The organism is Insolitispirillum peregrinum, assembly GCF_900156605.1.
Classification (GTDB): Bacteria; Pseudomonadota; Alphaproteobacteria; order Rhodospirillales; family Rhodospirillaceae; genus Insolitispirillum; species Insolitispirillum peregrinum.
In genome coordinates this window covers 355,254-380,289 of the sequence record NZ_FTOA01000001.1, presented here as the reverse complement: position 1 = coordinate 380,289, position 25,036 = coordinate 355,254, and the positions used below count along the sequence as shown (strand labels likewise).

22 protein-coding genes and 1 tRNA gene are annotated in these 25,036 nt (G+C 59.8%); 5 read left to right on the top strand and 18 right to left on the bottom strand.

All coding sequences use genetic code 11. The features are described 5' to 3' along the window. Nucleotides 1–173: 173 nt before the first annotated feature. The 10 genes from BW995_RS01575 to nifH all read right to left on the bottom strand — a co-directional run bounded on the left by BW995_RS01575 (nucleotide 174) and on the right by nifH (nucleotide 9,694). On the bottom strand, nucleotides 174–806 hold the full coding sequence (locus BW995_RS01575; RefSeq protein WP_076398297.1) for a nitrogen fixation protein NifQ: 633 nt from the start codon (nucleotides 804–806) through the stop codon (nucleotides 174–176). Between the two features lie 15 nt (nucleotides 807–821). Next, the gene (gene fdxB, locus BW995_RS01570) at nucleotides 822–1,112 is read right to left on the bottom strand and encodes a ferredoxin III, nif-specific (RefSeq protein WP_076398295.1); all 291 of its coding nucleotides are present in this window, start codon (nucleotides 1,110–1,112) and stop codon (nucleotides 822–824) included. Between the two features lie 225 nt (nucleotides 1,113–1,337). Next, complete coding sequence (locus BW995_RS01565) at nucleotides 1,338–1,544, bottom strand: CCE_0567 family metalloprotein (RefSeq protein WP_076398293.1); 207 nt, start codon at nucleotides 1,542–1,544, stop codon at nucleotides 1,338–1,340. 15 nt (nucleotides 1,545–1,559) lie between these two features. Next, complete coding sequence (locus tag BW995_RS01560; protein WP_076398292.1) at nucleotides 1,560–2,039, bottom strand: NifX-associated nitrogen fixation protein; 480 nt, start codon at nucleotides 2,037–2,039, stop codon at nucleotides 1,560–1,562. Nucleotides 2,040–2,061: 22 nt separating this feature from the next. Then, nucleotides 2,062–2,565, bottom strand: a complete 504-nt coding sequence (gene nifX / locus BW995_RS01555) for a nitrogen fixation protein NifX (protein ID WP_076398290.1) — start codon at nucleotides 2,563–2,565, stop codon at nucleotides 2,062–2,064. Then, nucleotides 2,537–3,985: a nitrogenase iron-molybdenum cofactor biosynthesis protein NifN gene (gene nifN, locus BW995_RS01550; protein ID WP_076398288.1), complete on the bottom strand. Its 1,449-nt coding sequence runs from the start codon at nucleotides 3,983–3,985 to the stop codon at nucleotides 2,537–2,539. Before nifN ends, nifX begins: the two co-directional genes overlap by 29 nt. A 13-nt stretch (nucleotides 3,986–3,998) precedes the next feature. Continuing rightward, a complete protein-coding gene (nifE, locus tag BW995_RS01545; RefSeq protein WP_076398287.1) occupies nucleotides 3,999–5,402 on the bottom strand; it encodes a nitrogenase iron-molybdenum cofactor biosynthesis protein NifE in 1,404 nt (467 codons plus the stop codon). Between the two features lie 250 nt (nucleotides 5,403–5,652). After that, a complete protein-coding gene (gene nifK, locus BW995_RS01540) occupies nucleotides 5,653–7,191 on the bottom strand; it encodes a nitrogenase molybdenum-iron protein subunit beta (RefSeq protein WP_076398285.1) in 1,539 nt (512 codons plus the stop codon). A gap of 28 nt (nucleotides 7,192–7,219) precedes the next feature. Beyond that, on the bottom strand, nucleotides 7,220–8,668 hold the full coding sequence (gene nifD / locus BW995_RS01535; protein ID WP_076398284.1) for a nitrogenase molybdenum-iron protein alpha chain: 1,449 nt from the start codon (nucleotides 8,666–8,668) through the stop codon (nucleotides 7,220–7,222). A gap of 126 nt (nucleotides 8,669–8,794) precedes the next feature. Beyond that, on the bottom strand, nucleotides 8,795–9,694 hold the full coding sequence (nifH, locus tag BW995_RS01530; protein ID WP_076398282.1) for a nitrogenase iron protein: 900 nt from the start codon (nucleotides 9,692–9,694) through the stop codon (nucleotides 8,795–8,797). Between the two features lie 362 nt (nucleotides 9,695–10,056). On the opposite strand from nifH, the gene BW995_RS01525 reads away from it, so the two are divergent. The 3 genes from BW995_RS01525 to BW995_RS01515 are packed head-to-tail and all read left to right on the top strand — an operon-like array spanning nucleotide 10,057 to nucleotide 12,287. Then, nucleotides 10,057–10,917, top strand: coding sequence for an NAD(+)--dinitrogen-reductase ADP-D-ribosyltransferase (locus tag BW995_RS01525; protein ID WP_076398281.1), 861 nt, complete (start codon nucleotides 10,057–10,059; stop codon nucleotides 10,915–10,917). A gap of 24 nt (nucleotides 10,918–10,941) precedes the next feature. Beyond that, nucleotides 10,942–11,835 carry an ADP-ribosyl-[dinitrogen reductase] hydrolase gene (gene draG, locus BW995_RS01520; protein ID WP_076398279.1) on the top strand — a complete coding sequence of 298 codons (894 nt, stop codon included), beginning with the start codon at nucleotides 10,942–10,944 and terminating at the stop codon, nucleotides 11,833–11,835. Between the two features lie 23 nt (nucleotides 11,836–11,858). After that, nucleotides 11,859–12,287 (top strand): ArsC/Spx/MgsR family protein, encoded by a 429-nt coding sequence (locus BW995_RS01515; protein WP_076398278.1) that lies wholly within the window; start codon nucleotides 11,859–11,861, stop codon nucleotides 12,285–12,287. A 1-nt stretch (nucleotide 12,288) separates the two neighbouring features. Here the strand turns inward: BW995_RS01515 and mnmC are convergent, their stop codons facing one another. After that, a complete protein-coding gene (gene mnmC / locus BW995_RS01510) occupies nucleotides 12,289–14,328 on the bottom strand; it encodes a bifunctional tRNA (5-methylaminomethyl-2-thiouridine)(34)-methyltransferase MnmD/FAD-dependent 5-carboxymethylaminomethyl-2-thiouridine(34) oxidoreductase MnmC (RefSeq protein WP_175616953.1) in 2,040 nt (679 codons plus the stop codon). 116 nt (nucleotides 14,329–14,444) lie between these two features. Between mnmC and BW995_RS01505 the strand changes: the two genes are divergently transcribed. Next, nucleotides 14,445–14,648: a heavy-metal-associated domain-containing protein gene (locus BW995_RS01505; protein ID WP_076398276.1), complete on the top strand. Its 204-nt coding sequence runs from the start codon at nucleotides 14,445–14,447 to the stop codon at nucleotides 14,646–14,648. Nucleotides 14,649–14,787: 139 nt separating this feature from the next. On the opposite strand, the gene BW995_RS01500 is transcribed toward BW995_RS01505, so the two are convergent. From BW995_RS01500 to BW995_RS01475, 6 genes are all read right to left on the bottom strand, one after another. Continuing rightward, nucleotides 14,788–15,336 carry a MarR family winged helix-turn-helix transcriptional regulator gene (locus tag BW995_RS01500; protein ID WP_076398274.1) on the bottom strand — a complete coding sequence of 183 codons (549 nt, stop codon included), beginning with the start codon at nucleotides 15,334–15,336 and terminating at the stop codon, nucleotides 14,788–14,790. Nucleotides 15,337–15,754: 418 nt separating this feature from the next. After that, nucleotides 15,755–18,157: an endopeptidase La gene (lon, locus tag BW995_RS01495; protein ID WP_076398886.1), complete on the bottom strand. Its 2,403-nt coding sequence runs from the start codon at nucleotides 18,155–18,157 to the stop codon at nucleotides 15,755–15,757. 363 nt (nucleotides 18,158–18,520) lie between these two features. After that, on the bottom strand, nucleotides 18,521–19,792 hold the full coding sequence (clpX, locus tag BW995_RS01490) for an ATP-dependent Clp protease ATP-binding subunit ClpX (RefSeq protein WP_076398273.1): 1,272 nt from the start codon (nucleotides 19,790–19,792) through the stop codon (nucleotides 18,521–18,523). Nucleotides 19,793–20,047: 255 nt separating this feature from the next. Continuing rightward, entirely contained in the window at nucleotides 20,048–20,692 is a 645-nt protein-coding gene (gene clpP / locus BW995_RS01485) for an ATP-dependent Clp endopeptidase proteolytic subunit ClpP (RefSeq protein ID WP_076398271.1), read from the bottom strand. A 333-nt stretch (nucleotides 20,693–21,025) separates the two neighbouring features. Beyond that, the gene (tig, locus tag BW995_RS01480; protein WP_076398270.1) at nucleotides 21,026–22,351 is read right to left on the bottom strand and encodes a trigger factor; all 1,326 of its coding nucleotides are present in this window, start codon (nucleotides 22,349–22,351) and stop codon (nucleotides 21,026–21,028) included. 129 nt (nucleotides 22,352–22,480) lie between these two features. Further along, nucleotides 22,481–22,565 (bottom strand) — tRNA-Leu (locus BW995_RS01475). Nucleotides 22,566–23,105: 540 nt separating this feature from the next. On the opposite strand from BW995_RS01475, the gene BW995_RS01470 reads away from it, so the two are divergent. Continuing rightward, entirely contained in the window at nucleotides 23,106–24,440 is a 1,335-nt protein-coding gene (locus BW995_RS01470) for a globin-coupled sensor protein (protein WP_245821206.1), read from the top strand. A gap of 155 nt (nucleotides 24,441–24,595) precedes the next feature. Here BW995_RS01470 and mce read toward each other — a convergent pair whose 3' ends face one another. Next, a complete protein-coding gene (mce, locus tag BW995_RS01465) occupies nucleotides 24,596–25,000 on the bottom strand; it encodes a methylmalonyl-CoA epimerase (protein ID WP_076398267.1) in 405 nt (134 codons plus the stop codon). Nucleotides 25,001–25,036 lie beyond the last annotated feature (36 nt).

The following is a 25,036-nucleotide window of genomic DNA, read 5'->3' as shown; positions in this document are numbered from 1 at the left end:
CCGGGGCCTTGAGGCCCCGGACCCCATTGATTTGATAGTCCAAGAAAAAATGGGGCTTCGGGGCCTCAGGCCCAAGTGAGCGTTCGAGGCCAGAGGCCTCAGGCAGCAGCCTGCGCTTTCCTGCCAACTGTCGTGTCTTCTCGCGTCACATGTAACGCTCACAGCTCCAAAAATCACAGCAGGGAAACGCCACTTTCTTGCGGCACCATCGGCATCATCCGGAAAATAACCGGCTCGCCACTTTCCTCGCCAAAACAGACTGCACTATCACTGCACGTCTGACAATTGGGCGACTTGCACAACACCACGCCGTCGGTCTGGCACAACTGACGATAAAAGAATTTCTTCCATTTCATGTTTTCGCTGTTCAAGGCGACCAGCGACGGAAAATTCTGCCGCAGCAGAGCATTCAACTCGTCCCGGCTGCGCAGGCCCAAATCCTGCCACAAGTGATTTTCGCACAGCGAACGGCGGGCGATCATCGCCGCCAGCCACACCTCTTCCTCACGCACACCAGCACGATGGCTGAGGATAAAGGCGCGCAAATCTTCTTCTTCCAGGGCTTCGTCAATCTCGGGCACCTGCGTACCAGCCCCGGTCGGCATGAACTCGACCGCTTGCGGGAAATAATGCCGCAACAGACTGGACAGAGCGTCCGGCGACACCCCCAAGGCATGCGTTAGCATGTCCTGGGATGTCGCCGGATCGCTACGGACGACGGCGATCAGGCTGGCAAAAACATGCCGGTCGAAGTGCTCCCCCAAGCCAACGCCCGCCATGAGCCTCTGATACACCGTCTCCGTCATGGGACCGCCTCCGTGTTACAGGGCTTCGTTGCCGTGGGTCTGGCAGCTGGCGCCACAGACCTTGGCACACGATCCACATCCGATGCAGTCACCGGAGTTGGAGACGGTCATAACTTTACGAACGATATCCTCGTCGTCGTCAAAGGGGTCGCACATCTCGCCATCGTCATTGATGCCCATCAGTTCCATCACCCCACGGGTGCAGACCTTAAAGCACCGCCCGCAGCCAATGCAGGTCTCGGCGTTGATTGCCAACAGATACTCCGGCGTCCAGGGCGTGCCGCCCCGGGTCAGAAACTCAGCCATTGCACTTTACCCCTCTTTGTTTTCCAGACTCCCCGTGCGGGGACAATAGACCCACGTGCGTTAAGCCTGACACAGGCACGCGGGTCTAACCTTTTGTTCTGTCGCATTGTTTATGCGAAAACCGGTTCCCACTTTTCGCACAATGCTCTGGTCCACCGGTCAGGCTCCCGCGTTCTTGGGCGGGTAACCTGTTGATGGAAAAGATGATCCGCTGCTCCGCAGTCCTCAGGCACTCGCCTTTTCAGCGGCCTTCAGCTCCTTGCGCAGGGCTTCCAGCTCGGCGAAGGCGTCGTGGGTGGCCTGAGCGACGGTCATGATGTTCTGCCAGTTCACCGGCAATTCTTCCGACAGGTCGTGCAGATCCATCTTGCGGCTGGTGGCCCGCGCCGACAGCTTTTTGAGCTTTTCCTTCAGGGCGTCGATATCGCTCATGCTTCTGGTCCCCACTCAGGCTCGCGCCACGTCCGGATGCTTTTCAATCCAGCCGATGGCCTCACCGATCGTCTTGTCACCGGCCTCGGCCAGCTTGACGTAGGTTTCAAAGCCAAAGCGATGGACATCGCGCAGGGTCTTGCTGATCACCACCAGACGACCGGTGGTCATCAGCAGACGACCAAAGCCCTCGTGACCGATCTTGATCATCGGCCCGGCAATCAGGCCGGTCTGCCGTTCCAGCGCCAGACCAACGGCGTTGTAGAACCGCTCGATGCGCCAGATCACATCCGGGTCGGGATCGCCGATGATCGGCATCTGCTTGCGCTGTTCCTTGGTGACAATGAAGTCGGCCAGCACCACCGCATCGCTTTTGCCTTCCCAGGTCCCGTAGGTGTCCTGAGCACGAACCTGTTTCACCAGTTCCTGCAAAAAGGCCGAGGTCTTGAACACGTCCTGTTCTTCAGCGGACAGTTCCATCACATCCTGACTCATCGGGCGTATCCTTTTTCCAAAATTATTCTTCGTCGTCCATGAAGGCCATCTCGTCGACCTGACCACCGGTTTGCAGCATGATCTTGCGCAACCACGGCGGCGGATTGCCCTTCATCATGCCCTGCACCCGCTCGATAACGTCGGCGATGGTTTCTTCCTGCGGCAGCTTGATCGGGTGGACGTTGGCACGCACCACCTTGGCCGCCGCCGGGCCGCCGATCGCCTTGACGAACAGCAGGGCACAGCCTTCCAGCGAGCGGATGCGGGCATTGATGCGCTCTTCGCCATCATCGCCATGCTTGCCTTCCTCGCCGGACTTGTTTTCAAACTGCAGGGCCTCGACAAACCGCGAGTCATCCTGACTGATTTCATAGACCGCGATGGTCTTGGCGCCCGCGAAGTGCGCGTTGACGGTCTTCATGTCGCTGGTGGTAAAGGCAACGCGCATGTGTCCCCCTTTCACGGGCCGACGGTCGAGCATCACGCTGTCTCCCTCTTCAACAAGACGCAGAGTGCGAACAGCCATGGCTGGCCTCCAAAGTGCCGGGGCAACCGCAGGCCCCTTCGTGATGAACAGAGTGGTCGCCGTGTTCGTCGTGGCCGTGCCGCAACAGGTGGTTGGGCATCGCCTCGATGAACAGATTGCCGACCTCGAACACGATGTCGCGGCTGGCGCGATACCCCAGCGTGGCGCGATGAGCCGAGCCCAAACGGTCAAACTGCGGGAAGCCAACGCGATAGAGCGGGATACCGGTGCGGGCCGAAGCCTGACGGCCATGGGAATGCGTCACCAGCAGGTCGGCATGGTGCTCTTTGGCCCCCAGCTCCAGGTCTTCCAGATCACCGATTTGCACCGTCGCCGCCGGTACCCGTTGCAGCGATGGGGTGGAAACGGTCGATACGGCCAGCGGGATCACCGCCCCCAGATCGTTGAACAGGGTCGAATAGGCCAGCAGCAGATCTGGTTCCGCCGCCATCACCACCGTCTTGCCGCCAAAGTGGAAGTGTGCATCCAGCATCGCATCCACCAACTGGCTGCGCTGACGCCGGAAACGGGGCGGAATGGGCCGACCGGAAATTTCCGACAGCATCACCATCAGGCGGTCGCAACCCTCGATCCCGGTGGCATTCAGCACCAGCCGCGACGGCACGCCGGTCTTGGCTTCCAGGTCCTCGGCGGGTTTGCGCATGTGCTCGCCAAAGGCCAGCGTCGCCACTGACGCCCCCATGCAGGCCACGTCTTCCAGCGAGGTTCCGCCGTAAGAGGTACCGCAATAGGTATCCGGGACATGCCCGTCCAGCGAGCCGGACAGGTCCGGCAGGATGATCGCTTCCAGCCCGAAGGCGTCGGTGATCTCGCGCAGCTCTTCCAGATCACCTGCCGTCAGGTGGACACCGGCAAGAATATTGACCTGCCCCCGGATCGGGGTCAGCGGCGCGGCCTGGTTGCGGGCCGGAACAAAGGCTTCGATGATGGCCGACACCGCCTTAGCCCAGCCTTCCTGCATGCCGCCGACGTAATCGGGGGTCGAGGCATAGACCACCGCCGTATTCTGCAATTCAGGATTCCGCTGGCGGATCAGCCGCAGTTCCGGGGCGACATCTTCGCCGCGCGTTTCGGTCAGGCCGGTCGAGCAAATCCCGATCAGTGCCGGTTTGGCCCGCTTGGCGACGTTGACCAGCGCCTGTTCAACGTTGTCAATGCCGCCGAGAATGGTGGTGATTTCGTTCATGGCGGTGGTCTGGAACGGGATGGCTTCCTTGAAATGCCGCACCAGCAGCACCAGACCAAAAGCCGTACAACCTTGCGAGCCGTGGAACAGCGGCTGGCAGCGGTCCATCCCCATGAAGGCCATCGCCGCCCCCAGCGGAGCCGAAGACTTCAGCGGGTTGACCGAGCAGGCTTTCTTTTGCACCAGCACGTTGGCCGGAGGATAAATGGTCATTGTCTGGTCCCCCTTACGCATCAAAGCCGGTGAAGTCTGCATCCCACGGCGCCGGGCGGCGGACCCGCTGCCACACCGGATTGTTCACCGCCTTGTCCATCTGGCGCACCAGCTCGACCATGCCGTCATAGCCAGCGTAGGCGTAATTGCGTTCCTGATTGATATCCAGCCAGGCCGTTCGCGCCTTCAGGGCGACGAACTGGGTCCGCCCGCCCGACAGCATGATGTCGGCCTCGCCCGCGCGCAGCATCCGGTACATTTCCGGATTGGGGATTGCCCCCACCAGCGCCTCGGCATCGCCATCCATCAGCTCCAGCGCCTTGCTCTTGTCGCTGTCGGTGGCCTTGCGCACGCTGCTTTTGACCACTTCCATGCCCATTTCCTGCAGGGCCGAAATCACCGACCACGACTTGTGGCCACCGGTATAGAGCAGCACTTTCTTGCCCTGCAAACGCGGGGTAAAGCTGCGGATGCGCTCCCAGCAGCGGGCTTCCTCGCGGGCAATCAGCGCTTCGGTACGCTCGATCAGGTCGGCATCGGCACCCTGCTGGACGCACAGGCGGGCAATGGTCCGCAGCGAGGCCGAGGTGTCTTCGATGCCGTAGAACGAGCCTTCGAAGTACGGAATGCCCCAGCGTTCTTCCATCTTGCGGGCAACGTTCATCATCGCCTGCCCACACAACAGCATGTTCACCGCCGCCCGGTGCGAGCACGCCACATCATGATAGCGGGCATCGCCAGTGATCCCGGCGCGGATGCGGATCCCCAGCTCGTCAAACAGCGGGGTGATCTGCCACAGCTCGCCGACCAGATTGTATTCCCCGATCAGGTTGATGTCGGTCGGGCGGGCGTCATCAGGCTCTTCGGTGCCGATCACATAGTCCAGCAGCGTCTCGCCAGCCAGCTTGTTGCCCAGATTCTTTGACCCGGCAAAGCCCGGTGCATTGACCGGGATCACCGGCTTGCCAAACTTTTCCGCCGCCGTCGCGCAGACCTTGATCACGTCGTCACCGATCAGCGCCGGCACACAGGTCTGATAGACAAAAATCGCCGGCGGATCGTACTTGGCAATAACTTCCTTGATCGCCTTCCACAGTTTCTTTTCACCGCCGTAAATCACGTCCAGTTCAGACATGTCGGTGGTAAAGCCCATCCGGTACAGCTCTGGCCCCGACGAGGCCGCATGGCGGTTGTCCCAGGCATTGCCTTCGCAGGCGATTGGACCGTGCACGATATGCGCCGCGTCAACGACCGGCTGCAGGGCAATCTTTGCCCCGTCAAACGCACAGCCACCCGCCGCCGCGCCGGGGGTCAGCCCCTTGACGGTGCAGCCTTTCTTGCGGTCCTTGTCGCTTTTGGCCTGATTTTTCTCACAGCCGGGTTCATTGAACACATCCGCGAGTTTCTGCTTGAGCATTGCTGGTCCTCCGGGCAGTGGGGGGAAGGAGGTCATGCAACCGTCATAGCAAACGCTGTGCCAATTATAAATATTGTTTATTTTCATATAGTTGTGAAAATACACACAGAAAATTCGTTGTCTGATACCGGACGTTTGTCAGGTCTGCGACATACGACACTGTTGGGAAAAAGCATTTGCCGAGACCCCAAAAACGAACACGGCCAGAGGTTTCCCTCTGGCCGTATCCGGGTAAGCTGCCTGACACGGTTTAGCGGGTCAGGTCGAAGCTGTAGTCAGTTTCACCAGCAACGTTGGTGTTCAGATCCATGGTGTCGAAGATCTTGTCGAGGATCGTCACCAGAACCCGCAGGCCACCCTGATACCCGAAGGTCGGGAAACGGTGGTGGTGATGGCGGTCGAAGATCGGGAAGGTCAGGCGGATCAACGGGATCTGCAGGTCACGTTCCAGATACTTGGCATACGAGCTGCCGATGATGAAATCGGCGGGCTCGGTGGCCAGCAGCGAGCGCAGGTGCCACAGGTCCTTGCCAGCCCACACCTGACAGCCCTTGCCATACGGCGAGCTGTCAAACAGGGCCTGAACCTTCTTGGCCCACGACTTCGAACCGTTGGTGCACAGGACGTGCTTCGGTTCGCCGCCGGTTTCCAGGATGAACTGGGTCATCGCCAGACAGAAGTCCGGGTCACCGTAAACGGCGTAGGTCTTGCCGTGCAGCCAGGACATCGAGTCAGCCATGGCGTCAACCAGACGGCCGCGTTCCTTGGTCAGCTCGGCCGGGATGGCCTTGCCGGTCAGTTCGGCGACCTTCATCAGGAAGGCGTCAGTCCCGGCAACACCGATCGGGTAGTTCAGCGACGCAACGGTCTGGCCCTTGCTGGCGATGTACTCGAGGGTCTTCGGGGTGCAGTATTCCTGCATCGACAAGGTCGCCGCAGCGTTCAGGGCTGCCTTGGTCTGATCCTTGGTGGTGCCACCGGCATACATGCGGAATTCACCGTCAGACGGGGTGTCGTAAACTTCCGACACGTCCGAGAGGATGGTGTATTCGACGCCCATCAGGTCCAGCATCCGCTTCATTTCGCGGTTGTTGGCGACGGCGAAACCGTCGAAGCCCGGGATGACGTTCAGGGCGGTACCGGCGGTGCGTTCCTGCTTTTCCCAGAAATGCTCCAGGATGCCCTTCATCATGTTGTCGTAGCCGGTAACGTGGCTGCCGACGAACGACGGGGTGTGAGCGAACGGCACGTCGTAGTCTTCGGGGATCGAGCCCTTCTGACGGCCCTGCTCGATGAAGGCGTGCAGGTCGTCACCGATGACTTCGGCCATGCAGGTGGTGGAAACGGCGATCATTTCCGGCTTGTACAGGCTATAGGCGTTGGCCAGACCATCGACCATGTTCGCCATGCCACCGAACACCGCGGCGTCTTCGGTCATCGACGAGGAAACCATCGTCGACGGTTCCTTGAAGTGACGCGACAGGTGCGAGCGGAAGTAGGCAACGCAGCCCTGCGACCCGTGAACGAAGGCCAGCGTACGGTCGAAACCGGCGGCGGCGAAGGTCGAACCCAGCGGCTGGCAAGCCTTGGCCGGGTTGACGCTCAGCGCTTCACGGGCCAGGTTCTTTTCGCGGTATTCCCACGACTTGGTCCACTCGGCGACTTCGGCGACTTTCTCGTCCGAGTGGCCGCACTCGTACTTTTCTTTCTTGTTCTTGAACAGTTCCTGATATTCCGGCTCGCGGAACAGCGGGAGGTGGTCAAGGATCTTATCTGCGCTCTGGGGCATTCCCGTTCTCCTTGCGTACCGTCAAGCCTCAGGCGGCTTTCCAGGGGGCCTGATACAGCGACCAGACCGGGTTGTTCACGGCCAGATCCATGTCGCGGGCGAAGATGGCGAACCCGTCGTACCCATGGTACGGACCCGAGTAATCCCACGAGTGCATCTGACGGAACGGAATGCCCATCTTCTGGACCGGGTACTTTTCCTTGATGCCCGAGCCAACCAGGTCCGGCCGGATCTTTTCGATGAACTTTTCCAGTTCGTAACCGGAAACGTCGTCATAGATCAGGGTGCCGTCCTTGACGTAATGCGAGGTGCGCTGATAATCGTCGTTGTGGGCGAATTCATAGCCGGTACCGACGATTTCCATGCCCAGGTCGTCATAGGCAGTCACGACGTGACGCGGGCGCAGGCCGCCGACGTACAGCATGACGGTCTTGCCTTCCAGGCGCGGCTTGAACTTGGCCAGCACGGCATCAACCAGCGGACGGTACTTGGCGATCACCGCCTCGGCCTTTTGCTGGATGGTTTCGTCGAACTGGGCGGCAATGGCGCGCAGGGACTGTTCGATCTGCGACGGGCCGAAGAAGTTATATTCCATCCAAGGAATATTGTACTTTTCTTCCATGTGGCGGCAGATGTAGTTCATCGAGCGGTAGCAGTGGATCAGGTTCAGCTTGGCCTTTGGCCCGCGTTCCATTTCCGAGATGGTGGCATCGCCCGACCACTGGGAGATCACGTTCAGGCCGATCTCTTCCAGCAGGATACGCGAGGCCCAGGCATCACCACCGATGTTGTAGTCGCCGATGATGTTGACGTCGTACGGGCCGGTTTCCCACACGGGATCGGTCTTGTCGAACAGCCAGTCGCGGACGGCATCGTTGGCGATATGGTGACCCAGCGACTGGGACACGCCACGGAAACCTTCGCAGCGGACCGGAACGATGATCTTGTCGTCGTATTCCTTGCTCTTCTTGCGGGCAACGGCTTCGATGTCGTCACCGATCAGGCCAATCGGGCATTCCGACTGGATCGAGATGCCGTTGTTGAGCGGGAACAGGTCCTGAATTTCGTCGATCAGCTTTTCCAGCTTCTTGTCGCCACCGAACACGATGTCCTTTTCCTGGAAATCGGAGGTGAACTGCATGGTGACAAAGCTGTCCACACCGGTCTTGCCGATGTAGTAGTTGCGGCGCTGGGACCACGAATACTGACCGCAACCAACCGGACCGTGCGAAATGTGGACCATGTCCTTGATCGGACCCCACACCACGCCCTTGGAACCGGCGTAGGCGCAACCACGAATGGTCATCACGCCGGGCACGGACTTGACGTTGGACTTCACACCGCAATCCGAGGCGGAAGCGTCGGAAACACCCAGGTGCTTGCTGCGGCGCTTGGCGGACTTCTGCGGATATTCGGCGAGAACCTCTTCGATGAGCTTCTCGTGGAATTCCTTTTTGTTCGTGTAGTCGAGGCTCATGGCCTACCCCTCCTAACCCCTTGACTCAGGACCGCCCGTCACGCAGAGCACCCACGTCGGCGACCTCTCGTAACCCGCTTCACATCGCGGGGCGGCACTGGGGCCACCCCGGCGCGTGACGGGTGCTTACTTCGCGGCAGCAGCAGCGGCGGCGGCTTCTTTGGCCTGCAGTTCAGCAAGCGCCTGCTCGTCGGATTTGATGATGCCGAATTCCATCAGCATGTCTTCCAGCTCTTCCATGCTGATCGGGGTCGGGATGGTGCCCTTGCCGCAGTTGTTATGGACCTTGTTGGCGAGCTGACGGTATTCCTGAGCCTGCTGGCAATCGCTGTCATACTGGATGACGGTCATGCGGCGCAGTTCGGCGTGCTGCACGATGTTGTCACGCGGCACGAAGTGGATCAGCTTGGAACCGAGGCGAGCCGCCAGGGCTTCGGCCAGTTCCACTTCCTTGTCGGTCTGGCGTTCGTTGCAGATCAGGCCGCCCAGACGGACACCACCGGTGTTGGCATACTTCAGAATGCCCTTGGAGATGTTGTTGGCAGCGTACAGGGCCATCATTTCGCCGGACATGACGATGTAGATTTCCTGGGCCTTGTTTTCACGGATCGGCATGGCGAAACCGCCGCACACCACGTCACCCAGCACGTCGTAGGACACATAGTCCACATCGTCATAGGCGCCGTTTTCTTCCAGGAAGTTGATGGCGGTGATAACGCCACGACCGGCGCACCCAACCCCCGGCTCCGGACCACCGGATTCCACGCACTTGATGTCGCGGTAGCCGATCTTCAGCACGTCTTCCAGTTCCAGGTCTTCGACCGAACCGGCTTCGGCGGCCAGGTGCAGCACGGTGTCCTGCAGCTTGGTGTTCAGGATCAGGCGGGTGGAGTCAGCCTTCGGGTCGCAGCCGACGATCAGGATCTTCTGGTCCAGTTCGACCAGAGCAGCGAGGGTATTCTGGGAGGTGGTGGACTTGCCGATACCGCCCTTGCCGTAGAACGCGATCTGACGAAGGTCGCTCATGGGGATCTCCTTATCTTTCATCTAGTCGATCATCAGGGGGGCACCGGCCCCCGCCACGCAGAACAGCCAATGCAGGTGGCGTGCCAATTCCTGAAAACTGCCGAAATAAAAAAATAATCGTTTAATTTCATCGCATTAATATCCTTACAAAAAATATGACATCCAGAAAACACCGTGTTGTGAACCCGACAAAACACCGACACAGTGTCGCACCCGTCACACGTCTGCCGCCACAGGACGACAGCGGAGGCGGGTAAACACTTAATTTTCATAAGGGCATGTTTTTTGCATCGTGAAAGGGTTGCCCCGGCGGCTGTCCGGGGTCGCCACATCGCCTTTTTTTCCATGGATAAGGATCGTGCATGGTCGACACCCCCGCCATCAATCCCCCGCCCCGCGGCGTGGAAAGCAGCCTTCCTTATATTGGGCATTCGACCAACCTTGTCGGCTTGCCGACAGCCCTGCTGGGATCACACCTGTTCAACGACCATCCCCAGGCCCTGCATATCAACGGGGTGCGCGAAATGAACCGCAGCCTGTTCGGGGAAATGCTGGGCGAGGCCGAAACCCTCGCAGACGCTGGCGAGGCGTTTCGTCTTTATATGGAGGCGATGTTCGGGCTGGACCCGGAACAGCGCGAAACCCGCGGCGGCAACACCGGTGCCCGCCGGTTCCGCTCCAGCTATCTGCGTCTGCTGAAAGGCTGGGGATACGACAACAATTCGCGCGAAGGCGCGGTGATGAAAGGCTGGGTGGAAAGCCGCTTTGGCCTGTTTCCAACCTTTCACAAAAGCCCGATCCTGAAATTTGCCTCACCGGCGTGGGCCGGGTATGTCGAAGAAAAGATGGCCAGCCGGTTCCACAACAACGCCATCCATACCCAGCTCGATATCATGTACGAGTTCTGCCAGTACTGCCTCGACCGCTTCATTGAACCGGGGCAGCCACACCTGACCCTGTACCGGGGGGTCAACGACTATACCGAACACCAGCTGGTCGAACGCGAAGACCGCCGCACGGTCATCATCCGCATCAACAGTCTGGTGTCGTTTTCCTCGGAACGACACATCGCCGAATGTTTCGGCGACACCATCCTCACCGCCCGCGTCCCCAAATGCAAAGTGGTGTTCTTCAACACCCTGCTGTCGTCTCACCCGCTGAAAGGGGAAGGCGAATATCTGGTGATCGGCGGCGATTACCGCGTTCAGACCAGTTACCTCTGATTCCGCCACAGGAGCCCGACCACGATGTCCGACACATCCATCAGCCTGTATCAACGTGCCGTCGGTGCCTATATGGGGCTGGCCGTCGGTGACGCTTTGGGCGCGACCGTCGAGTTCATGACCCGGGGCGAGATCCAGCAGCACTATGGCGTTCACCAGAAAATCATCGGCGGCGGCTGGCTGCGCCTGAAGCCGGGGCAAGTGACCGACGACACCCAGATGAGCCTCAGTCTGGGGCGCGCCCTGATCAGCCGTCAAGGCATGGACACAGCGGTTGTCTGCGAGCATTTTGCCGACTGGCTGCGCAGCAAGCCGGTCGATGTCGGCAACACCGTTCGCCGGGGCATCCAGCGGTATATCCTGCACGGAACCACCCGTACCGAATATCACGAAGGCGATGCTGGAAATGGTGCGGCGATGCGCACCCTGCCGGTGGCGCTGGCGACGGTCAACAATCCGCAGGCTCTGGAAGAGTGGACGCTGGCGCAGGCCCACACCACCCACAACCACCCACTGTCCGACAGTGCGACGCTGACCTTGGGGCGGATGATTCACCGCCTGCTGGCGGGCGGTGGTGTCAAGGCGGTGCGCGAAGAGTCCAATGCCCTGCTCGCCCGCCACAAAAGCTTTCGCTTCGAGCCCTATCGCGGTCAGGCATCGGCCTACATCATTGATACGATGCAAACCGTCCAGCATTGCTATTTCATGACCGACAGCTTCAAAAGCTGTCTGGTCGAAACGGTCAATCAGGGCGGTGACGCCGATACCACCGGCGCCATAGCCGGCATGCTGGCCGGGGCCACCTATGGTGTTGATGCCATTCCCCGTAGCTGGCTGTCCAAGCTGGACCCGGCTGTTGCCAGTGAAATTCACCAGCAGACCACCGCCCTGCTCAAGCTGGCCGGTGTTTCCCTGTAATTTTGACCCCGGAGAATCCCGCCATGGTTCACGTCGTTTTTTACGAAAAACCCGGTTGCCGCAACAACACCCGCCAGAAAGCCCTGCTGGAGGCCGCGGGCCATACGGTCGAAGCCCATTCCCTGCTGACCCATCCATGGACGGCAGAAAGCTTGCGGCCCTTTTTCACTGACAAGCCGGTCGCCGACTGGTTCAACAAGGCCGCCCCCCGGGTCAAATCCGGCGAGGTCGATCCCACTGCGGCCACCGCCGACAGTGCGCTGGCGATGATGCTGGCCGAACCGCTGTTGATCCGTCGCCCGTTGATCGAGGTGGCCGGGGAACGGCGCTGTGGCTTTGACCCCGAGGCCATTGATGCCTGGATTGGTCTGGGAGAACCCGAGCACGTCGGTGATGTCGAAACCTGTCCGAATCTCGCCAAAGGCAATCCCTGCAAGCACGGCAGGGAATAACTTACTCAGCCCGTTTCTTGCGGGCGGGCGGCTTGCGCAGGCTGCGCACCAGAAAACGAGCCGGATGCACGGCTTCGGACAAATCCTGTGGCAGCGGTGAGGGTGCACCCACCATCATCGCCGCCAGATGCTCGGCCAGCAGGGGCGCGGTCTGAAAACCGCGTGAGCCCAGACCGCCCAGAATGTACAGCCCCGCCGTCCAGCGGGCCTGCGGATAGGCCGACCAGCGCCGCCCGTGGTGCAAATCGGCAAAGTCGGCGCGGAAATCGGGAGCGGAAAACAGCGGCCCGGCCAGCGGCATATGGTCGGCGATGGTCGCCCGCAAGGCCGCCCGTCCGCCGATGCGCCCGTCTCCGGTCGCCAAAGCCGCCGCCTGCGCAGGCAGGTGGCTTTGCAACAGATCGTTAACCGCCTGATGGTCGGTGTCGTCCAGCACGGACCACTGATCATCGGCCAGATCGGGCCAGCGGCGATAGGTCGCCCCCAGTACCCGCACCGCCCGGTTTTGCAGATCGGTAAAGCGTGGCGACAGATAGCCGCCAAACGACAGCGCCGCCGATGGTGACGAGCCGGTTCCGTTGTCCGGTTCCGACCACAGGCTGATCTGCCCCCGGTTGGCATGGATCGGCAGCTCGGCATCCGGCCACAGCAAGCGACTGAATGGCCCGGCGGCCAGCACCACCGCCTCGACCTGTTCGCCAGCCACCAGCCAGCCACCATCGGGGAGCGGCTGAGGAGGCTCGGCGGTTGCGGTACGCACCGGAATGAACGGCTCTGCCTGCTCCAGCAGCCAGCGGCAGACCTCTGGCGGACGAATGGCCCCGGCATGGGGGAACCACAGCCCACCAAACGGGGCCTCCACCCCACAGACCTGCTGCGTCTGCCCGGCATCCATCGGCACCGCGTGCCCCGGCGGCAGGGTGCGGGCCAACCGCTGCACCAGTGCGGCCTCTTCGGCATCGCGTGCCAGATGGAAAATCCCTTTGCCCACCCACAGGGTTTCCGGCAACAAGGCCATCGCATAGAGGGTCGCCTGACTGTAAAAGCGCCCATGCACACCGCCATCGGCGGTCAACCGAGGCTTCAGCAAGCCACAGGGATTACCTGACCCTTCGGTTCCTGCCTGTCCGTGCCGGTCAAACAGCAGCGGGACCAGCCCCCGCCGCGACAAAGCCGCCGCCAGCGCGCATCCCGCCACCCCGGCGCCAACAATCGCCACCCGCGCCCCGGCAGCCAGCGGGACCGGAGGCGCAAACCATGGCGCAGTGTGCTGTTCCGTCAGCTTTGCGACAAAGCGGCCCGCCAGACATTCCCGCTTATGGGCAAACCCGGCCCGCCGCTCGACGGCAAAGCCCACCTGCTCCAGCCCTCGCCGCACAAATCCTGCGGCGGCATAGGTGCCAAAGCGGGCACCGGGGCGCGACAGCCGCGCCACTTGCGCAAACACGTCATCGCTCCACATGTCCGGGTTCTTTGCCGGGGCAAAGCCGTCCAGATACCAGCTATCCACCAGCCCTCCCGGTGGCACAGCCAGTTGCGGCAACACCTCGGCCACCGTTCCGAACAGCAGCAACAACCGCACCCGCCCGCCATCAAACAGGCGCAGATGGAAGCCCGGCTGCCGCACCGGCCACGCCGCAACCAGTTCAGCCGCCAACGGAGCCATCGCCGGGTCCGGCAAATCCACCAAAGCCCGCTGCAAATCCTGTTGCGTCAGCGGAAAGCCTTCGACCGAAATAAAGTCCAGGGTAGCTGATCCCTGCGGATCAGATCGCCAGCTCAACCAGGTCAGCAGGAAATTGCGCCCGGTGCCAAAGCCCGCTTCCGCCACCACAAACCGCTCGCATCCCCGCCAGCGGGCGGGCAAGGCACAGCCATCCAGAAAGACATGGCGGCTTTCGGCCCATCCATCGTGCAGGGAAAAATAAACGTCGTCGAATCGTTGCGACCGCGGCACTCCGTCTTCCCCCCATTCAATTCCGGGCAGACCCAGGCCTTCGCCGGTCAGGGCATCATCGGAAATGGGGGTATCTGACATCATCAGCGCCGGAACCTTTATTGATAGAGGCATGGCAGGTATTTCACGCTTGCTTTATACTGCAAACCGACCTTTATCCGAGAGATAAAAACCCACACCCCTGAACAGGAGAGAGACAAATGCAAAAGCTGTACAGCGTCGGCGGCATGACCTGCCAAGGCTGCGCCAATGGCGTCCGGCAAGCCATCCTGAAGGAAATTCCGGCAGCGAACGTGGTTGTCGATCTCGACAAGAAAACCGTCAGCGTCGAACCGGCCAGCGACGATGCCGTCCGCCGCGCTGTCGATGCCGCTGGCTTTGATTTCATGGGGCCGGTGCTCTGACGCAGCAAGCCTGCTGCCGAGACCCGTTCGAGGCCTAAGGCCCCCGTTTTCGCTTTCAATATCAAGTCCATGGGGTCTGGGGCCTAAAGGCCCCAGCGAGGTGTGGAGCAGCGCTCCACATCCTTGTTGCCTTACAGCATTATTCCTCGTCGCGCACCACAGCGCGAGCGCGGCGGCCCAGAACCGCACTTTCCAGATCACGAGCGGCAGTCGTCAGGACCGAAATCAGGTTGTTCAGACTGTCGCGCTGCTCATCACTCAGCGTTGCCAGCAACTCGGCTTCATATTTCAAAGCTGCCGGAACGATTTCGGCATAAACCTGATGGCCCTTTTCGGTCAGGCGCAGAACAGACCGCCGCCGGTCATCACGATCAATCGCCCGGTCAATCAACCCGGCCTGCAACATCCGCGACACCGCCCGGCTGACCTGCACCTTGTCCATCGCCGTCCGCATGGCGACGGAATTGGCGCACATCGTCTCGCCAATGGCCTCTTCCTGCCCCAGCACCACCATCACCCGCCATTCCGGAATGGTCAGCTCGAACTGGGATGCATACAACTGTGCCACCGAACGGCTGATGATGTTCGACAGCACCGATACACGGTACGGCACAAAATGATCCAATGCCAAGGGGTCTTGCTGCCCGTCCACCAAAGGGACAGGTGATTTCAGAGGGGCGCGGGCCATGGTAATTTCCTGATATCAGGCTGATCTGGGCCGAACAGCCTTGGCATGGATGTGTGCGGCACATCGTTTCAGACGAAACCTGTACCTTAATGACAGAGCTGTCAGCATAAAAGACTCTTTTGCCGCCGAAAAGTGCAACCAAATCATCCCGCCATGCCCTGCACGCACAGCACACCCAAAAAAAGCCCCGGTGAGCGTTCCTCACCGGGGCTTTTTGTCCGCAAACACGACCGTAGGGAAACAAGAATGCGGAGCGCCGCTCCACACCTCGCCGGGGCCTTGAGGCCCCGGACCCCATTGATTTGATAGTCAAAGAAAAAATGGCGGTTCGGGGGACTTATCCCCAGAACGGTTTGGGCGCTAGCCCACTCTTTTCCACCAACCGTCGTGCACTGTGACAGGAACCGCGCTCACCACTCTAATGTGGACGAGCCGCAGCTTCTTCGCTTTCGACCTCGGTCTTGACTGCGGCGACCTCTTCCTCTTCATGCCACTCGATCGGAACGACCGGCCTGCTGAGGGCGTGGGCCAACACTTCGTCAACCACCGACACCGGAATGATCTTCAGACCTTTTTTCACATTGTCCGGGATCTCGGTCAGGTCTTTTTCGTTATCCTTGGGGATCAGCACGGTCTTGATGCCACCGCGCAGAGCCGCCAGCAATTTTTCCTTCAGACCGCCGATCGGCAGCACACGACCACGCAGGGTGATTTCCCCGGTCATCGCCACATCAGCCCGGATCGGAATACCGGTCAGAGTGGAAACGATGGCGGTACACATCGCAATCCCTGCCGACGGGCCATCCTTTGGCGTTGCCCCTTCGGGGACGTGCACATGGATGTCCTTTTTGTCGAAGATGGTCGGCTTGATTCCAAAGCTGACCGCACGGGAACGGGTATAGGACCGCGCCGCCTCGATCGACTCTTTCATCACGTCGCCCAACTGGCCGGTCAGAGTGAATTTGCCCTTGCCCGGCACAGTGATCGCCTCGATCGACAGCAGATCACCGCCGACTTCGGTCCACGCCAGACCGGTGACAACACCCACCAGATCTTCCATTTCGGCTTCGCCATAGCGGAATTTCCGCACACCAGCGAACTTTTCCAGATTGCGTGGTGTCACCGTCACCTTGGTGACACCCTTCATCATGATATCCTTGATCGCCTTGCGGGCCAGACCAGCGATTTCACGTTCCAGATTACGCACCCCGGCTTCGCGGGTGTAATAGCGGACCAGATCACGCAGGGCCTGTTCCGACACCGACCACTCCTCAGCCTTCAGCCCGTGGGCTTCCATCTGCTTGGGGATCAGGTGACGGCGGGAAATTTCCACCTTCTCGTCTTCGGTATAGCCGGACAGACGGATGATTTCCATACGGTCCAGCAGCGGCTGCGGCATACGCAGCGAGTTGGCCGTACAGACGAACATCACGTCCGACAGATCATAGTCCACTTCCAGATAGTGATCCTGGAAGGTGGCGTTCTGTTCCGGGTCCAGCACTTCGAGCAGGGCAGACGACGGATCGCCGCGCCAATCGGCCCCCAGCTTGTCCACTTCGTCCAGCAGGAACAGCGGGTTGGAGGTCTTGGCCTTTTTCATGCCCTGAATGACCTTGCCCGGCATCGAGCCGATGTAGGTCCGGCGATGGCCGCGAATTTCGGACTCATCGCGAACGCCACCAAGGCTCATGCGGACAAAGGTACGATTGGTCGCCTTGCCGATCGACTTGCCCAGCGAGGTTTTCCCCACGCCCGGCGGGCCGACCAGACACAGGATCGGGCCCTTGACCTTTCTGGTCCGCGCCTGCACCGCTAAATATTCAAGAATGCGTTCCTTGACCTTTTCCAGCCCATAGTGATCCACATCGAGGATCTTTTTGGCCTTTTTCAGGTCGGTATCAACCTTGGAGCGCTTCTTCCACGGAATCGACAGGATCCAGTCGAGATAGTTGCGCACCACGGTTGCTTCGGCGGACATCGGGCTCATCGAGCGCAGCTTCTTCAGCTCGCCATCGGCCTTTTCACGGGCTTCCTTCGACAGGCGGGTCTTTTGAATCCGCTCTTCGATTTCGGCCGTTTCGTCCTTGCCGTCTTCGCCTTCACCCAGTTCCTTCTGAATGGCCTTCATCTGCTCATTCAGATAGTACTCGCGCTGGGTCTTTTCCATCTGGCGCTTGACGCGGTTGCGAATCTTCTTTTCGACCTGCAGCACGCCAATTTCGGATTCCATGTGACCATAGACCCGTTCCAGGCGCTCGGAGATCGTCGCGCTTTCCAGCAGTTCCTGCTTTTCGGCGATCTTCAGCGACAGGTGCGAGGCAATGGTATCGGCCAGCTTGGCGGGGTCTTCGATCTGGTTGATCGACACCAGCACTTCCGGCGGAATCTTTTTGTTCAGCTTCAGATACTGTTCGAACTGCGAGATCACCGAGCGGGCGAGAGCTTCCAGCTCCTGACTGTCATCGCTCTGATCGTCGAGCAGTTCGGCTTCGGCTTCGAAAAATTCTTCGCGGTCGGTATAGCGCGCGATTTTGGCGCGTTCGCCCCCTTCGACCAGCACTTTGACGGTCCCGTCCGGCAGCTTCAGCAGCTGCAGAACCGTCGAAACGGTCCCGACCGCATAGATGTCGTCGGGGCCAGGATCATCCTGCGCAGCATTCTTCTGGGCGACCAGCAGGATCTGCTTGTCATCGGCCATGACGTCTTCCAGAGCACGCACGCTCTTGTCGCGCCCCACGAACAGCGGCACGATCATATGAGGGAAAACGACAATGTCCCGCAACGGCAGGACCGGGAATGTTTGAGTTCGGCCGGTCACAATGTACCTCGTCACTAAGGCAAGACCTTAACCTGACGGTAACGGCCCGCGCTGTCTTACACTATCCATCCCCTGCGGCGTGCGGGGGACTGGATCATGATATAGGGAGCATTTACGGCTACAACAGACTTGACGGCTGTAAATGCCGTCCCAGGAAAGCCCCAGCGACGACGTATGCCCCCATTTTTCACAGTTGGCAGCCCCCTTGTGGGCTAATCTGCCGCCTGTAGGGTGATCAGAACAGAAAACCCTTAACGCATTCCTGTAAAGCAATCATTTTATCACACGTTTGCTGCCAGTTCGGGGGAATGACGGGGCCAAACGGCCCCGTCCTTGACAACAGCGTGCCCCTTGCGGGGTTCTGCATCAGGCGCTGGTCGACCCAACCCCGTCCGCAGCCCGATCAGCATAGATCACCAACGGCTTGGCGCGCTGTTCGGCAGCTTCCTTGTTGACCACCACTTCCTCGATACCTTCCTGACCCGGCAGGTCAAACATGGTATCAAGCAGGATCGCTTCCATGATCGACCGCAGGCCACGGGCACCGGTCTTGCGGGCAATAGCCTTGGTGGCGATCGACTTCAGGGCGTCGTCGCTGAAGCTGAGGCGGGTGTTTTCCATGTCGAACAGGCGCTGATACTGCTTGACCAGAGCATTCTTCGGCTCGGTCAGGATCTGGATCAACGCGGCTTCGTCCAGGTCTTCCAGCGTTGCCAGCACCGGCAGACGACCGACGAATTCCGGGATCAGGCCGTATTTCAGCAGATCTTCCGGTTCGACTTCACGCAACAGCTCGCCGGTCTTGCGCTGTTCGGGGTCACGCACATCGGCACCAAAGCCGATCGAGGTGCCCTTGCCGCGCATGCCGATGATCCGGTCCAGACCGGCGAACGCGCCGCCGCAGATGAACAGGATGTTGGTGGTATCGACCTGCAGGAATTCCTGCTGCGGATGCTTGCGGCCCCCCTGCGGCGGAACCGAGGCAACGGTGCCTTCCATGATCTTCAGCAGGGCCTGCTGCACGCCTTCGCCCGACACGTCGCGGGTGATCGACGGGTTGTCCGACTTGCGGGAAATCTTGTCGATTTCGTCGATATAGACGATCCCGCGCTGGGCACGCTCGACGTTGTAATCCGCCGCCTGCAACAGCTTCAGAATGATGTTTTCGACGTCTTCCCCCACGTAACCGGCTTCGGTCAGGGTGGTGGCATCGGCCATGGTGAACGGCACGTCCAGAATGCGGGCCAGGGTTTGGGCCAACAGGGTCTTGCCGCAACCGGTCGGACCGACCAGCAGGATGTTGGACTTGGCGATTTCGACTTCGCTGCCCTTCCCGCCTGCCGACAAACGTTTGTAATGATTATGCACCGCAACCGACAGCACCCGCTTTGCGTGGGATTGCCCGATCACATAGTCATCAAGGACGGCCATGATATCGCGCGGCGACGGCACACCATCGCGGGATTTCACAAGGGTCGTCTTGTGTTCTTCGCGAATGATATCCATACACAGCTCGACGCATTCATCACAGATGAACACGGTCGGCCCCGCGATCAGTTTGCGCACCTCATGTTGGCTCTTTCCGCAGAACGAGCAATAGAGGGTGTTTTTTGAGTCGCCGCCAGAGGACTTGCTCATTGTATCTCCACTCCTTGCGGTGGCCTGTCGATATGCAGTCTGCGAAAGAGTTTCGCTGATCCGGGACCGTCCCGAAGATCTGATCGGCATATCATCCAGAAACACCGGGCCGAGAGGCCCTTTCTTCTCTTCATAATGTTAGCCGGAGCGTTGACCAACACACAATGACAAAAAGCCGTCATACAGCGGAGAACTGCCCCCTGTCCCCCGCGACGGCAGGGCGGACCGTCACCGGCCCGCCCCAACCGAACCGGCTCAGGATGCCGAAGCGTCGTCGCTGCCCTTCGGACGGGCGGCAACCACTTCGTCAATCAGACCAAAAGCCTTGGCATCTTCTGCCGGCATGAAGTTGTCACGCTCCATCGCGCGCTCGATATCTTCGACATCGCGACCGCAGTGCTGGGCATAAATGCCATTCAGGCGGGCACGCAGGCTGAGGATTTCGCGGGCGTGGATTTCAATGTCGGTCGCCTGCCCCTGGAACCCGCCGGACGGCTGGTGGATCATGATGCGCGAGTTCGGCAGGGAATAGCGCTTGCCCGGCGCACCGGCAGCCAGCAACAGCGACCCCATCGACGCCGCCTGACCGATACACAGGGTCGAAACGTCGCAACGGATGTACTGCATGGTGTCATACATCGCCAGCCCCGACGTCACCACCCCACCGGGGGAGTTGATGTAGAAGGCAATGTCCTTGCTCGGGTTTTCAGACTCCAGGAACAGGAACTGGGCGCAAATCAGGCTCGACACATAATCATTGACCTGACCGGTCAGGAAAATGATGCGTTCCTTCAGCAAGCGCGAATAGATGTCGAACGACCGCTCACCACGGTTGGTCTGTTCGATAACCATCGGCACCAGAGTGTTCATATAAACGTCGTAAGGATCCCGCTCTCTCATTCTAGCGCCTTTCAATCTGGGTGACGCGCCACGCAAGGATGGCACCATGACAGATATCAGACCCCATGCATATAAACAGCATGCCGGGGCAATCGGGGTGGGGGTGTCCGGGGCAACCCGCAACAGTCTCTGGATATAGGACCATCAGGCAGTGCCGGAAAGGGAGGGGGGACAATTATCCGGCACCCGGACACAACAAAGGGGGATACCCCAATCTTGGCGAGGTATCCCCCTTCTTTCAATGGCTAAAAGATGCAATTTTTTGCAGTCGCACTGTTTTTATCAAAAACAGCATCTGGGCATCGCACCTTTCACCTTGTCGTGTTGTCTGGCTCAGGCAGCGTCGTCCTGCTTGGCCAGGTCTTCGGCAGTCATCTCGACTTCGGTCACATCGGCAGCGCCAAGGATGAAGTCGATGACCTTGTCTTCGTACAGCGGAGCGCGCAGCGAATCCAGAGCCTGACGGTTGTTCTGGAAGTACTGGAACACGGCCTGTTCCTGACCCGGGAAGCGCATGGCTTCCTGCATCACGGCGCGGTTGATGTCTTCCTGCGTGACCTGCACAGAGTTCTTCTGGCCCAGATCGGCCAGCAGCAGGCCCAGACGCACGCGGCGTTCGGCCAGGGTGGTGTATTCGGTCTTCAGCTCGTCGTCCGACTTGCCCTTGTCTTCTTCGTCAAGGCTGTCGTTCTTCTTGGCGTCTTCGATCTGCTTCCAGATCGCGTCGAACTCGAGGCCCACCATGCCGGCCGGAACCGGGAAGTCAGCCTTTTCAGCCAGCGCGTCCAGCAGGTCGCGCTTCACGCGATTGCGAACCATCGAGCTGTATTCGTTTTCGATCTGGCCCTTGATGGCATTGCGCAGGCCGTCCAGGTCTTCCAGACCCAGACCCTTGGCAAATTCATCGTCCAGAGCCGGCAGCGAAGCAGCCTTCAGCGCCTTGACGGTCACCACGAACACGGCGGCCTTACCGGCCAGATCCTTGGAGTGGTACTCTTCCGGGAAGGTCACCGAGACGTTGGCGACGTCGCCAACCTTGGCGCCGATCAGCTGGTCTTCAAAGCCCGGAATGAAGGTGCCCGAGCCCAGCTCGAGGTCATAGCCTTCGCCCTTGCCGCCCGGGAATTCAACGCCATCGACGCTGCCGACGAAATCGATTTCCAGCACGTCACCCTTCACGGCTTCGCGCACGTCTTCGACCACCACGTTCACCTTGCGGCTTTCCGCAACGCGACCGAGGGCTTCTTCGACTTCGCTGTCAGCCACGACGACCTTCGGCTTGTTCAGCTTCACGGTCTTCAGGTCCAGCTCGGCGATTTCCGGCAGGATTTCGACCGACAGGGTATATTCCAGATCCTTGCCCTCGTCGAACGAGGTCACTTCGATCTTCGGCTGCAGAGCCGGCTTCAGCGAACGCTCGGCCAGGGCGGCGTCGGCGGATTCCTGCACGGCGAGTTCCAGCACTTCACCCAGCACGGATGCGCCATAACGCTGCTTCATCAGCGGCATCGGCACCTTGCCCGGACGGAAGCCGGGGATGCGAACCTGCTGCGACAGCGCCTGCAGGCGGCTTTCAGCTTTGGCCTGGATATCGGCAGCCGGAACAACGATCTTAAATTCGCGCTTCAGGCCTTCGGCGGCGGTTTCAGTGACCTGCATGGATCATCCCGAAAGTGTGTTAGTCATCTGCGTCAAGCAACCAACCCGTCCAGGCTGGCCGCCGGTGAATAGAACAAGCCCTGCGATCATCAAGCGTGCGTCAGGGAAACTCGTCAGCCCCGAATACAATGGTGCGGGCGAAGGGACTCGAACCCCCACGTCTTGCGACACCAGAACCTAAATCTGGCGTGTCTACCAGTTTCACCACGCCCGCGCGCTGTATCGATCACCCTGCAGTCACGTCCGGCAGCGTTACACCGCGCCAGACAGCCACAAAGGCAAAGGGCCGGGACGCCAGCGCAGACCACGCCGCAACCAGCATCCTGAAGGCCTATCACATAGACAATAGAGCCCCACCTTCGCAACAGAAGAATGTCACCACCAGCCGTTTTCCCCCACTTTTTTGCTTTTTTGGCGACAGATCCGCCATATTTTGCCCCTGATCATCACGATGGCAATCATCCATGGCACAGCCCACAGCAGCAGGCCATGCACGAAATGCACAGGGCCCTACCATTAGAACACTTCCATTTTGACAAAAAAGCGTGTCACGATCACCGCTTGGGGAAAGTAGTATCCCTTAAGTTATGAGTGGTTTCCCCCTGTGCAAAGCATAGCCGCTCTGCTAGGTAATGCGTCAGCATGCAAGGGGAGTGGCATTGCCGGTATAATCAGGGGCCGGACGCGACTCTTATGACGTAACTCGTCTCAGACTGGTATGACTTCTGGTTTTCAAAACAAGGGGGGAGCTCCCGTGACCGACGATTTGGACCGCGCAGGCCGCTTGGCATTCCTGCAGATTGATGAGGCCACTCGCCAGCAACTCCGCGAGTTCCGCGTCATCCTTGAGCCGAAGATCGACAGCATTCTGGAAGTCTTTTACCAATACGTCGGACGGCATGCCAATCTGGTTCGCATTTTCGGTGGCCAGCAGAGTCTGGATCACGCCCGCCGCATGCAGCGTCACCACTGGCTGAACAACGTCTTTACCGGCGAATTCAACGACCAGTACATGGCCCAGATCACCACCATTGGTCGGGTCCATGAAAAGGTCGGTCTGGAACCCCGCTGGTACATGGGTGGTTACGTCTTTACGCTCAACCATCTGATCACCATCGTCCATCAGGTCTATCGCAAAAAGCCGGAGAAGGCCGCCCTGATGATCACCGCGATCAACAAGGCCGTCTTCCTTGACATGGACCTAGCCATCTCGGTCTATATCGACGCCGCCCGCAGCACTGCCGCCAACACACTGAACCAGCATGCCAACGTCTTTGAGCATGAAGTTCACTCAATGGTCGAAATTGTTGCCGCTGCGGCGACCGAGCTGCAATCAACATCGCAAAGCATGGCCGCAACGGCCGAGGCCACCAGCCAGCAGGCAACCGTCGTTGCCAACGCGGCAGAATCCGCCGCCGGAAACGTGCAGACGGTGGCCGCTGCTGCCGAGCAGCTACATGCCTCGATCAGCGAGATCAGCCGACAGGTGGCGGAATCAACCCGCATCTCGCAAGGTGCCGTGGATGAGGCCGCCCGAACCAACGAGCTGGTCAACGGTCTGGCCCAGGCTGCCGACAAAATCGGCGAAGTGGTCAAGCTGATCAATGACATTGCCAGCAAGACCAACCTTTTGGCCCTGAACGCCACCATCGAAGCCGCCCGTGCCGGTGACGCTGGCAAGGGTTTTGCCGTCGTCGCCAACGAGGTCAAGACACTGGCCAGCCAGACATCCCGTGCGACCGAGGAAATTTCGACCCAGATCATGAATGTACAGAGCGCCACCAAGGGGGCCGTTCATGCCATTCAGAGCATCGGGTTTACCATTACCCAGATCAACGAAATCGCCTCGGCCATTGCCGCAGCGGTCGAAGAGCAAGGTGCTGCGACCCGCGAAATCGCCCGCAACGTGCAGGAAGCCTCCAGCGGAACCAGCGACGTCACCAGCAACATCTGCAACGTAACCGAGGCCAGTTCTGAAACCGGTCATGCCGCCAACGAAGTTCTGGCAGCATCGCGCGAACTGTCCGCACAGTCTGAAAAGCTGCGCGCCAAGGTCGATCTGTTCCTGCAGGATATTCGCTCGCTGTAAGGTATGCGGATACCAGAAGGCACCGGCGAGGTATGGAGCAGCGCTCCATGATCTTGGTGTTTTTTGCCCGGTACTGTGACCTGCTCCAAAAACAAAAGGCGCCGAGGGAAACTCCCCGGCGCCTTTTTGCTGTCTTTAGAGCATGCACACAGGCATCAGGCCTGCTCCAGCTCCACCAGTGCCCCGTTAAAGTCCTTGGGGTGCAGGAACAGAACCGGCTTGCCATGGGCACCGATTTTCGGCTCGCCGTCGCCCAGAACGCGCTTGCCTTCGGCCTTCAGGGTATCGCGGGCGGCCAGAATGTCATCCACTTCGTAGCAGATGTGGTGAATGCCACCCGCAGCATTCTTTTGCAGAAAAGCGGCAATCGGGCTGTTGTCTCCCAGCGGATGCAGCAGTTCGATCTTGGTGTTCGGCAGTTCGACAAAAATCACCGTCACGCCGTGATCGGGTTGCGGCACCGCTTCGGATACCTTTGCCCCCAACACGCCACGATAGGTCGCCGCCGCCGCTTCGAGATCGGGAACGGCAATCGCCAGATGATTCAAACGTCCAATCATAGCTCGCTCTCTTGTTGTTCCAGCCCCCATGGTCGG